Below are 10,457 nucleotides of genomic sequence, written 5' to 3' on the forward strand. Positions count from 1 at the left end.
TTCAAGAAGGTCGTCGGGTACGTGGGTCCCGATCGTGAGTGGCACATATCGCAACACGTCATCCATGGGCGCCACCATAGTCAGCGCCCTGTAGAGCAACTGATCCAGCCATCGATCATAAAGAACGCGAGGACGTACATGGTTAAAAGGCTGAGGATCATGTTGACGGCGAAGGCGGATAGCTGTCTCTCATCCGATGCTCGGACCGTTGTTGATCCTGCACGGCGAGGGCTTGCTATCCTGTGAGACCGGCGCTGCGCCCCGGCCTCATTATGACAGAGGAGCCTCAATGCGGCTGCGTTCCGGACTGGCTGTGCGCGCCGCCGGGTCGGGAGATCGCGGCCAACGCCTCGCTGGCGCCATCTCCGCCGGTTTCTACGGCCACGTCGCCGAGCGACAGGATGCCCACCAACTGCTTGTCGCGGCCGAGAACGGGAATACGGCGAATCTGCTGGTTTCCGAGATTGCTGCAGACGTGGTCGAGGTCCTCGTCTTCGAAGCAATATTTCACCTCGGCCGACATGACGTCGCTCACTTTCGATCCGGGTCCCATGCCTTGAGCAACGGCCCGGATCGCGATATCCCGGTCGGTGAGCATGCCCACCAGTTTCCCGTCCTTTCCAACCGGGACGACGCCGGCATCGATTTCCGCCATGATGCGGGCGGCGTCCTGTATGGTCTCGTTTGCATTGGCAATGCGCACGTTGCGCGTCATGACTTCACTGACTTTCATGATTCAATCTCCTTTTTCTTTCGGGCCTATCCCGTCAATGATGGGAGTGCTGCTCGTTGCGCTTGCGAGTGGCGGCCGCCTTCTTTGCTGAAGCCGAGCGTTCCGCTTTTGGTCTCGCCGCAGATGCCGCTCCACCCTTTCGACCGCCCTTTTCCGAGGAAACGTGATTTTCAACATGACCGCGGCCGGATCCGGATTTCTTGCCGCCACCGCTTTCCTTGTTGACGGTGGCCCAGGCACGCCGTTCGGCCTCCTTTTCCGAAACGCCGCGATCCTCATATCCTTCCTCGATATGTTCGGCCTTGCGCTTTTGCTTGTCGGTGTAGGAAGACTTGTCGCCGCGGGGCATTTGCATCTCCTCCTGACTTGGATGAATTGGATCTAACTCCAGTCGCGGGACATTGTTCCTGACGGCTTTAGGTTGCCGCCGCGACGGTTCCCTTGTAAGTGCCGAATCCCGACCGGTATGATCGGACGACCGCCGATCTCAAGCTGTTCCTTCAGCGTCATTGGCACGGATAAGCCGCCGGCCTTCGGTGGCGAGAACGCATCTTCCCGTGTCGAAGCGTAAAGGTTGTTCTACAGTTGCGAAACCGTCATATAATAGCGAACACCCGCTGGGCCGGCTGCAGCGATTGCCGCTTGGCCGTCACTTGCTTTTCTTCGGCTCCTTGCCGAATTCCTTGCCACTCGTCCTTGGCGTTTTCCAGCGTGGCGCGGCGACGTTTGGTAAGCTGGTCGCCGGCCCGGTTGATGTAGAAATTCAGCATGGACATGGCGGAGCGGAACGGGCTGGACTTGCGCCGGTCGCTTTCTACCGCCGATTGTTTCAGAGAGTGGGCTATCTTTCTGGCGCCGCCCTCTTTGAAGACGCCTTCCTCGAGGTTCATCGCATCGCTGCTTTCGGTCACGTTCTGCGACCACTTCTTCTTTTTCTTCGCCATGATCATTCTCCTTTGCCGGGGTAGGGCCGGTCCTTGAAGAGGCGGGCGGCGTGCACGGTGTTGCGGGCGACGAGATCGAGGGTCGAACGCACGACATCAGGGATTTCTTCGAGATCGGCGAAATTGATCGAGTCCATCGCCTCGCCCACCCAATAGGCCACGGCATTGGCGGGAATGGTGAATCCGACGTCGTTCAGCGCCTGGTAAAGCTCGGCCGAGACGTGATGAGCGCCATCCTCGTTGCCAACGACCGTTACAGCGGCGACCCGGCCGTAAGAAACCATGCGGCCCTTATCGTCCTTTTCTTCCAGGAAGGCGTCCATCCGCTCGAGCGCCCGCTTGCAGACGCTAGACGGCTGGCCCATCCAGATAGGCGTGCCCATCACGAGGATGTCAGCGTCGAGGATTTTCCGGCGTATGCTCGGCCAAGCGTCACCATTTCCTTCGTCGGAAGAAACGCCCGGCTTGATGTCGTGGTCGGTAAGCTGAAGTAGCTCAGTGACTACCCCGTAGGGCTCCATCGTGGCGGCAAGCAGTTTCAGCATTCGTTCGGTGGAAGAGGGGGCCTCCGCCTTCTTCGTCTTTAACGTACAGTTGAGAGCAAGCGCGGTGATCGTCATTTTTCACCTTTGTATCGATGGATAGGGGCTTAGGGGCCTTGCGATGCATGCCTTGATCGTAAAAGGGCGGCAGTCGTTGAAAGGCCGATAAACGGTGAGTTTGTTGGTCCTACCTCTCATCACTTGCTAACGGGAGAAAGTGCGCCTTGTTCCCCGTGAGCTGTGGAAAGACATTGGAAGCCATCAACGATTGTGGAGAGGGACCGTGTTCGTTCCTTATACACCCCCTACATTCAGCATCGCTTTCTCCAGGAACCACAGCCGCTCGGGTTTTCTGATTGTGGTGGGTATCAAGAGGGTGAAGGGCCATTCGATGAAACAAACCGTTGGCGATTTCATTATTTCCCGCCTTCACGCAGGGGACGTGCGCCGCATGTTCGGCTACCCTGGCGACGGCATCAATGGCGTATTCGGAGGGCTGAATCGCGCAAGCGATAATTTCGAGTTCGTGCAGGCGCGACATGAGGAGATGGCAGCCTTCATGGCTTGGGCCTACGCGAAGTTCTCCGGCGAGCTCGGGGGTGCGTATAGCAACATCCGGGCCAGGTGCCACGCATCTCGTCACTGGTATCTACGATGCGCGAGCTGACCACCAACCGCTCCTGGCGATCGTCGGACAACAGGCAAGGGGCGCAATCGGAGGGCATTATTGCAAGAGGCTGATCTCGCCGCCCTATTCAAAGATGTTGAAAGCGACTTCGTTCAGCAACATACGACACGGGCGCAGGTACGACATCTCATCGATCGCGCGGTGCGAATTGCGCTGGCAAAGCGCACCGTCACGGCCCTCATCCTGCCGAATGACCTGCAGGTGATGGATTATCACGAGCCCGAGCATGCCCATGGCACCCTCCACTCGGGTATAGTTACCGCGCGCCGAAGTTCATACCAAATCAGGACGATCTTCAGGCGGCCGCCGATGTCCTCAACGAGGGCGAACGGGTCGCGATCCTGGTGGGTGCTGGAGCGCTCAATGCCACCGACGAGGTGATCGCTGTTGCGGATCGTCTTGGCGCCGAGGGGGCGAAAGCATTGCTCGGAAAAGCTGCTATTCCTGATGACCTTCCCTGGGGCACGGGTTCAATTGGTCTGCTTGGAACCGAGCCTGCTTGTGATCAGAACCAGGCCGCCACTTCACTGGAGGTCATCGCAATTCCTATCGCCGAACAGAGCGCGAGCGATGTTGCTCAATTCTGTCGGCTTCTCGCATAGAAGAAAGCCGGGAAACCTGTCTGGCAAAACGCTCTGATCATACCCTGTCGCAAACACGAAGGGAATGTCGAGAGCCTCCAGCTTGTCTGCGACTGGAAAGACGAACTCGTCGCCAAGATATACGTCAAGTATGGCGCCATCCACGATCTCGGCTTCGATCAGTGCGATAGCGTCCTCGACGCTGGCGACAGGTCCAATCACTTCTGCCGCGAGCACTTCCAGCTTCCGTCGGGTTTCGTCCGCAAGAAAATATTCGTCTTCAACAACAAGGATTCGTTTTCCTTGTAGAAGATGGAGAAAGTTCTTCGAATGCACCGGTTCCCCTTCTGAGTTCCACTGATTTTGGCAGGCGCGCGTCAGAGTTTCGAAAGAATATCGATAATCGCGCGATCGTCATAGGGCTTTTCAAAGCACAAAGTCGTAGCAATGCGCGCAGGTAAGATGCTTCCATCATACCCGGTTGCGAAGAAGACCGGAATGCCAAGCGAGACCAGGTGATCTGCGACCGAAAAGTCCATCGCTCCATTGAGATTGATATCGAGGATCGCCGCATGAATGCCAGTCTTTTCGCGTTTAACCAGTTCATTGGCAGTTTCGGCATTCGAAACGGGCCCTATGACCTTGTGCCCAGCGTATTCCAACACCATCGCGATCATTGTCTCCGTAAGATAATGTGTCATGACCTCCACACCCTTTGACGAGAGCGGCGTAGGACAGGCGCACTCTTTCCGAAGGCGAGATGAAAGATATTTTGCTCGAAGCGGCCAAGGTCATACGGGAGATCGAGGCCGCGATCGCAGCGAAAGGTGGTATGGATCCACCAACGCCGTAGCTGATATTCGTCTCATCGTGAAGCGGGCCGCCCGACAGCACGGCAGAGACATGGACCCGTTCCGCCGTTGTCCGGCGTGATAAAGCCGAAGCCAAAAACTTGACCGTACCGGTTGCCATGCGACCCTCGTGAACTGAGCGGCGGTAGTATCGCGGTCGAACATATTCGTCGCCGATCATGGTCGCGACCACGCTGCCGTTAAACGCGCGGAACAACGATCGTGCAGGTGAGTTTTCATCTGGGCCAAGGATTCTCGGATGGTACTGTTTGGCTATCTACCGAGCTTTCCGCGGTGCTGTAGTCATCGTTGTTGCGGGAGACAGAGTAATGACCAATATACGAGCCAAGGGCTTCGACAGTCCAGCCCAGCTGCGCGAACATCTCGCCGAGCTCGAGGATGAAAGCCCCGCCAATTCGGGAGTCGGAAATGCAATGCCTCCCTCGGCGGAGCAGCAAATCGCTGCACTTCGGAGAGAACTTGCGGATCTCAGAGCTCGGCTGACCACAATTCGAACGCAGACTGACGGGATGGATGCGCGACCGTCGCGAGGCAACCTGCATTCGTGGCTGAGGATTCTCGCAACTGGCGCCATGACCTATATTCTCGGACGACTCGTTCAGCACCTTCGTCTGGGCACGCCCGGCGCGGCGTCGAACCGATGATTGCATCGCAAATCGACCGGATCTGGTGAAATCGATCATGGTGCGTTACAAGCTCTCGACCTACAAAAGAAAGCGGGATTTAAGCAGACCCGGCTCCGCTGCCGTCAAATCGTCGAACCGGCTGCGTTTTGTCATCCAGAAACACGATGCGACGCACCTGCACTACGACTGCGCCTCGAGCTCGGTGGCGTTTTCAAATTCTGGGCCATAACCAAGGGACCATCGCGCGATCCACATGACAAGCAGCTCGCCGTCGAAGTCGAGGACCACCTGCTCGACTACGGCGATTTCGAGGGCACGATCTCGAAAGGGCAGTGTGGCGGCGGTACGGTCATGCTGTGGGATCGCGGCTATTGGGAGTCCTAAAGCAACAAGACCGCTTAAGAGGCTTTGAAGAATGGGGATTTCAAATCCGTGCTGAATGGCAAGCGCCTGTATAAAAGTTTTGTGCTCGTTCGTACGCGCAACGGACGGTGGCAAGCGGACGAATTGGCAAGCACCATGACGATTATTCCGTGGAAGGAAAATGGCGCGACCGTCCTGGAGGAGAACATGACCTCGGTCGCTTCTGGGCGAACGAAAAACAGATCACCGACGGCAAGGGGCGCAAGCCGATGCCGTTCATGACGAGTGGCAACGAGGGCGAGGCGGATGCGGTATGGGGCAGCAAGCACGGCCTCGAGGCTGACGAACGCAAGAAGAAAACCCGCAAGGACGTGCCGATATCGACGGGTGCCGATCTGCCGGAACTTCATTCCCCCCAGCTCTGACGTTTGCCACGAAATGGCGCGTGACAATCCCGAATCCTATCTCATCAAGATAAACAAGGGCTGCGCAACGACCAAGTGGCGATAGCGGTGGCGCCGCCCTCGCCACGCGCCGGGCCGGGCGCCAAGGCTCACGATCCGCACCGGCGATGGAAAGCGCCCACTAGAACAGACGACTAAGCGGCTTGGTAAGCACAAGGCCGCCGCATGATCTTTTAACGGCCGCGCGTCGATTCCACATAAGTAGCATGAAAGTCCCTAACTTTCCCATCGAAGGCTTGGCGCACCTTCGCGAACTGGCGTCTATTTCAAGTCAAACCGCCGGAATCTGCAACTTGTGCTGCATCACTTCGGTCTCGACCACGCTGACCTGGACGGTAGGGGCGACCACTTGCCATCTAAGGTAACCATGTCAAAGACCCCGGCATTGTGCTGGACTTCGCGCATGTCCTTCTAGAAGGCATGACGTAGATTGCCATCGTCGGTCCAGCCGCGGAACTCGATCTCGGCGAGCAGCGTCAGCAGCACGGCCCCAGAGTTTTTGCCCTTGAATTTGTTCCGAGACGAAAAAAATCTGAACTCAACAACTGAGGCCGCTTTCATTTTCGCTTTTGACAAATCTCGATCATGACTGTTGTCGCTGCATCTTTTTTGGGGTGGGGTGCGTTCTTTGAGAACCGCAGCTGGAAGAAGACCTGGCGGACAAGGGAATGATCGACGAGGATGACATTGGCGATGATGCTGTGGAGGGCGATGACCGTGCCACCGTCTCATTTCCTTTTGATCGTATGACCGTGCAGCGGTTTCGCGAAACCTTTCCGCGTGCTCGCTGGAGCGACCGGCGAAAGGCCTGGACTGTGCCGGGAAAGACCGCGCTCCGGCGCATCGATCGGTGGATGGCCAAAGAAGAGACCCGTGTCGATCCCTATGCCGACGCGAAGGGCAGGGACGCGTTCGAGTTTGAGCCGATCCTCAGCCTCTACCTCAGTGTCGACAGGGAAGGTTTTCGCATCAAGACGCCCTATTCACGCAAGCTGGTCGAGGAAATCCGGCAGGTGCCGTTCGCGCGCTGGGACGGCGATCACAAGGTCTGGCGAGTTCCGTTTTCCTCATATGATGATCTTGTCGATCGCTGGCAACTCATCGAAGCGGAAGCACAGCGGTGCGAGCCTGAAGAACGACGCAAGCGTGCCGAGGTGCGTAAAGGAACGTACGAGGAGAAGATGTCCCGCCGTCGGGCGGCTGAACGCAAACGCCGGCGTATCCCGTTTCCCGCCAATGATCTGCCACCGTTGGATCGCGCGATTGCGACGCCGCCATACGGGATCGTCGTCGTCAGAGATATCACCCGCGAACTGGTCGAGCGCGAAAAGATTGCCGATCTCTATCCTGATATCGCCGGGGATCACGTTTGGGGAATATGGCGGGCGCCGTCACTGGAAGAACTTGTGCAGACCTGGCCGTCACGAAAGGAAGCGGGAGAGCATGAGCGCCGCCGCGGTTGGTGGCTGCCGACCCTCAATGAACTGCGCGAGGCACGTCGAATCGCGCGGGCGCGCGAGCGAAGGGCGACACAGCAGGCGTCGGCCTGACCTCAAACGATGGCGGCTTGATCTCGATCCAGACCGGCGCGCGGTCGCTGGTGCGGTCCCATCATCCTCTATAGGCGGGCCGGATGCTCGCCTTTCTTACGCCAGGGCCGGATTGAGGAGTGGTGGTCGAGACGCAAGCCCGCGTTGCGTTCGAAGGAACCGCGATAGGTATTTCCAGCGAGTAGATGCGATCTTTGAAGGTAGCAATGACATCAAGCGCGTCTTCGCGCCAACGCTCCGGAGCGGCCCATGCTGGAGCGCCAACGTCGGCAGCAAAGATTTGGAGGCGCTCAAACCAGCATCTTGCAATCGCATTCCAGGCCGGGTGCCGAATTGCCGTTCGGCAGATACGGCCACCGACGAGGATGCCAGCGACCGCGCCCCCTCGCAGCCCTCCGTATTCACGAGCTTTCGGCCTGCGGGCACACGTTTGCGGCACAGCAGGCGGAACTTGCCATCGGCTGCTCCGTCCGCAATCGAATACGGGCCTGCGCATCCGTCCGCTGAAGCAAGACGGAAGTCGGATCTCTCACCGATCGTTGCACCCATGCCTAGAGGCCCCATCCCGCGTAAGATGGCGCAGGATGAGGCTTTGCTGTTAAACAAGCGGCCGCCGCCGCCGTTCTCGCTCCGCCGCAACATCTTCGGGAGAGTAGGGGTCGAGCGTCTCATCAAACCTGCTCCAGCCTTCGCCCGCATAGGCTGAACGCCGCTGGTTGATATCCACGCGGTTTGCCGACTGAAGGATGTCCTCGGCCTCTAATATGCGTGATTCATCGACCTTGGCGACCACCATGGTACCACCGCGTCGCAGACCTTCCGCATAGAGGTGAGCATCCTCCTCGGAGACGCCGGACTCGATCATCGCGCCGATGATACCGCCGGCGGCTCCCCCGGCAACAGCTCCCGCGGCGGCTCCCGCTGCGGTGGCGGCAAGCCATCCCGCCGCGACGACGGGACCAACGCCGGGGATAGCCAGCATTCCGAGCCCTGCGAGAAGGCCGCCTGCGCCGCCGGCCACGGCGCCAAGGCCCGCACCCGTGCCCGCGCCCTCGGCTGCATTAGTATCGTGCTCCGTCGTGCTGCGGCCGCTTTCATGCGACACAATGCTGATGTCGCTTGATGGGACACCGGTGGTTTCGAGCTGGCTGACAGCGCGGCTCGCATCGTCGTAACTGTCGAACAATCCTGTTACGGTTCTCATGAATAGTTCCTCCCTGCCTAGTTGGCGACGATATTTCCCTGGAAATCGAGTGCAACGGCGACGGATTTGCCATCCTTCATCGCTTTGGCGCGCCACACGCCATTTTCGTCCAGTTTCAGGCCTGTCACGTCGCTGTAGCCAGCGTCGGCAATCCGCTCCTTGGCCTGGTCTTCGGTGAAGCTGTTTTCGCCAGCCACCGGTGCCGCCGGATTCTGCTCGTCAGGCGTTGCAATGACAGGCGTTTCACCCGACGTGGCGGGCGGGGGCGTTTCCTGCGCGAATGCAAGGGTTGACGTCATCATCAGGGCGAAGACGCTTGGAAAGACGTTGTTTTTCATGGATTTTCCTCACTTCCGTACCCTCTTTGGGGCGTCCTTAGAGAAGTCATGAGCGACGCGTTTGTTCCATGTCTGCCGGAACAAAGAAAAAGAATCTCACCTGCGAGTTTGAAGATGCCACGGCGTGGACACCGTCGCGTCAAGGCCGGCCCGCCGGCCCGGCGCTCGGGACTTTCGATCTTTTCCGGTCGGCACCTCGCCAGTCGATAGCTGGCCAGAATTCACCAGGCACTCTGCGCCTCCCGGATGTCGTCGATTGTAAGAACGGCGTATTCTTCCTCGAGCTTGATCTAGAGCGCGATCTCGACGAGGACCGCCTTGAAAGTCTGACGGCCAATTACCCTCCGCGCATCTGACGCGACGAGGCGTTCCTGGCGTGGACGTAGGTCTAGGCCATTCCGTGTACCTGGCGCAGCTCCCAGAGACTGCGCGCAGAACATAGGAAGACCGTTGCCCGCGAACATGCGGGGGCTTTGTGCCGATCACGGAGAGAACCATGTTCCGGACATAGGTTTGCTCGCACGTCACAATGGTGCGCCGAGCAACAACCAAGAATAGGAACGCGCCATATGACCACTGTCGAACCCGTGCCGCGGCCGGAATCTGGAGCTCATCGCGTGTAGTCAATCGGGATTGACTCGCGAGATGCGATTAGACAACCAAATGCGCGCGCGCCGATGCCATTTTTCAAAGCCCTGAAACCGGCAAACTCCGTGCCGCGGTCAAAGGTGAAGCTCTGACGCGCGAGAGACGGCAAGGGCTAGAAATATCGCAATCGATAGTTGAACAATGGCGCGCGAGCGACCTTGCGTGCGACGAGGTGGTGAACCCGCCGGCGATCGACGAGGGTCAATTGCGCGTAGCATCGCTACATGCCACGATCGCCAAAGTGAAGCCATTGAAATCACTGGCATGTCGCATTTGGGCACAGGATGTACCCAGCGGTATCGTCGCAAAATAAACATGGTCTTCGGATGCTGCTGGCGCCGAAATGTTGCGTTCAATCGCAGGTCATTGGCGCGCCCCTCGCAGGCTGCGCGACAGATTCCCCAGAAAACGTCACCGTCGTCCTTGAGTGCGCGCTTGTACGATCTTGGTGATGACGCGACGCGCGATACTTTCCCCGAGACGAAGTGGCCACCACTTTCTGGAATTTTCTCCGCAACCCTTCGGGCCGGTCCATCCCCGCTCAATTCGTCCGGTCGGAGATACGGAGTAGCCCGGCGCATATTGAGTGCGCCGGGACGAATTGGAGTTAGTGCCAACGTGGCTGACGTTTTACGTTGTAGCGGAGTTCGCAAGAAGTCGCATATTCGCCGAAGAGGCGGAGAAGTTTCTTTTCTTCAGCTTCGGCCACGCGGTAGAGCTTGCAGAAGTCTTTGACAGACCAAACACGAGTTGCGGCCGCTGCGACAGCCTTTTCATTGATATGCTTCATTACAATCCTCCCATGAAGGGAAGACCAATACCAAAGTCTAAAGCATGTCGCATTTATTCTGCCTCATAGCCTGCAGCTTTGAAGAAGTTTCGGCATTCTGCGACTGAGAAGAGG

The 10,457-nt window shown here is 58.2% G+C and carries 10 protein-coding genes and 6 pseudogenes; 5 read left to right on the forward strand and 11 right to left on the reverse strand.

All coding sequences use genetic code 11. The features are described 5' to 3' along the window. Positions 1 to 286 precede the first annotated feature (286 nt). The 4 genes and pseudogenes from OCK02_RS21355 to OCK02_RS21370 form a co-directional block, all read right to left on the reverse strand. Positions 287 to 733: a CBS domain-containing protein gene (locus OCK02_RS21355; protein ID WP_263814760.1), complete on the reverse strand. Its 447-nt coding sequence runs from the start codon at positions 731 to 733 to the stop codon at positions 287 to 289. Positions 734 to 767: 34 nt separating this feature from the next. After that, entirely contained in the window at positions 768 to 1,082 is a 315-nt protein-coding gene (locus OCK02_RS21360) for a plasmid stabilization protein (protein ID WP_263814761.1), read from the reverse strand. A 300-nt stretch (positions 1,083 to 1,382) separates the two neighbouring features. Further along, positions 1,383 to 1,677, reverse strand: a pseudogene (locus tag OCK02_RS21365) (DUF3175 domain-containing protein). 2 nt (positions 1,678 to 1,679) lie between these two features. Beyond that, the gene (locus OCK02_RS21370; RefSeq protein ID WP_263814762.1) at positions 1,680 to 2,297 is read right to left on the reverse strand and encodes a flavodoxin family protein; all 618 of its coding nucleotides are present in this window, start codon (positions 2,295 to 2,297) and stop codon (positions 1,680 to 1,682) included. A gap of 313 nt (positions 2,298 to 2,610) precedes the next feature. Here OCK02_RS21370 and OCK02_RS21375 point away from each other — a divergent pair. Next, positions 2,611 to 3,446: pseudogene (locus OCK02_RS21375) on the forward strand (thiamine pyrophosphate-binding protein); the annotation flags it as partial. On the opposite strand, the gene OCK02_RS21380 reads toward OCK02_RS21375, so the two are convergent. Then, entirely contained in the window at positions 3,432 to 3,824 is a 393-nt protein-coding gene (locus OCK02_RS21380; RefSeq protein WP_263814763.1) for a response regulator, read from the reverse strand. The pseudogene OCK02_RS21375 and the gene OCK02_RS21380 overlap by 15 nt on opposite strands. Positions 3,825 to 3,865: 41 nt before the next feature. Beyond that, complete coding sequence (locus OCK02_RS21385) at positions 3,866 to 4,165, reverse strand: response regulator (protein ID WP_263814764.1); 300 nt, start codon at positions 4,163 to 4,165, stop codon at positions 3,866 to 3,868. Positions 4,166 to 5,041: 876 nt separating this feature from the next. On the opposite strand from OCK02_RS21385, the pseudogene OCK02_RS21390 reads away from it, so the two are divergent. Further along, positions 5,042 to 5,771: pseudogene (locus tag OCK02_RS21390) on the forward strand (DNA polymerase ligase N-terminal domain-containing protein); the annotation flags it as partial. A 301-nt stretch (positions 5,772 to 6,072) separates the two neighbouring features. Further along, positions 6,073 to 6,147: pseudogene (locus OCK02_RS21395) on the forward strand (DUF4112 domain-containing protein); the annotation flags it as partial. Here OCK02_RS21395 and OCK02_RS26240 read toward each other — a convergent pair. Then, a pseudogene (locus OCK02_RS26240) lies at positions 6,117 to 6,320 on the reverse strand (hypothetical protein); the annotation flags it as partial. The pseudogenes OCK02_RS21395 and OCK02_RS26240 overlap by 31 nt on opposite strands. A 161-nt stretch (positions 6,321 to 6,481) precedes the next feature. Between OCK02_RS26240 and OCK02_RS21400 the strand changes: the two are divergent. Next, entirely contained in the window at positions 6,482 to 7,363 is an 882-nt protein-coding gene (locus tag OCK02_RS21400) for a hypothetical protein (RefSeq protein WP_263814765.1), read from the forward strand. A 598-nt stretch (positions 7,364 to 7,961) separates the two neighbouring features. Here OCK02_RS21400 and OCK02_RS21405 read toward each other — a convergent pair. Together OCK02_RS21405 and OCK02_RS21410 are read right to left on the reverse strand one after the other, a co-directional pair. Beyond that, positions 7,962 to 8,567 (reverse strand): general stress protein, encoded by a 606-nt coding sequence (locus OCK02_RS21405; RefSeq protein WP_263814766.1) that lies wholly within the window; start codon positions 8,565 to 8,567, stop codon positions 7,962 to 7,964. A gap of 17 nt (positions 8,568 to 8,584) precedes the next feature. Next, positions 8,585 to 8,905, reverse strand: coding sequence for a PepSY domain-containing protein (locus OCK02_RS21410; protein WP_412178879.1), 321 nt, complete (start codon positions 8,903 to 8,905; stop codon positions 8,585 to 8,587). Between the two features lie 68 nt (positions 8,906 to 8,973). Here OCK02_RS21410 and OCK02_RS21415 point away from each other — a divergent pair, with 68 nt between their 5' ends. Next, a complete protein-coding gene (locus OCK02_RS21415; protein WP_263814767.1) occupies positions 8,974 to 9,261 on the forward strand; it encodes a hypothetical protein in 288 nt (95 codons plus the stop codon). 299 nt (positions 9,262 to 9,560) lie between these two features. Here OCK02_RS21415 and OCK02_RS26245 read toward each other — a convergent pair. Both OCK02_RS26245 and OCK02_RS21420 read right to left on the reverse strand, forming a co-directional pair. Further along, positions 9,561 to 9,665: pseudogene (locus tag OCK02_RS26245) on the reverse strand (IS30 family transposase); the annotation flags it as partial. Positions 9,666 to 10,160: 495 nt separating this feature from the next. After that, positions 10,161 to 10,343, reverse strand: coding sequence for a hypothetical protein (locus OCK02_RS21420; RefSeq protein ID WP_263814768.1), 183 nt, complete (start codon positions 10,341 to 10,343; stop codon positions 10,161 to 10,163). Positions 10,344 to 10,457 lie beyond the last annotated feature (114 nt).

This window comes from Rhizobium sp. TRM96647 (assembly GCF_025780115.1).
GTDB lineage: Bacteria > Pseudomonadota > Alphaproteobacteria > Rhizobiales > Rhizobiaceae > Mycoplana.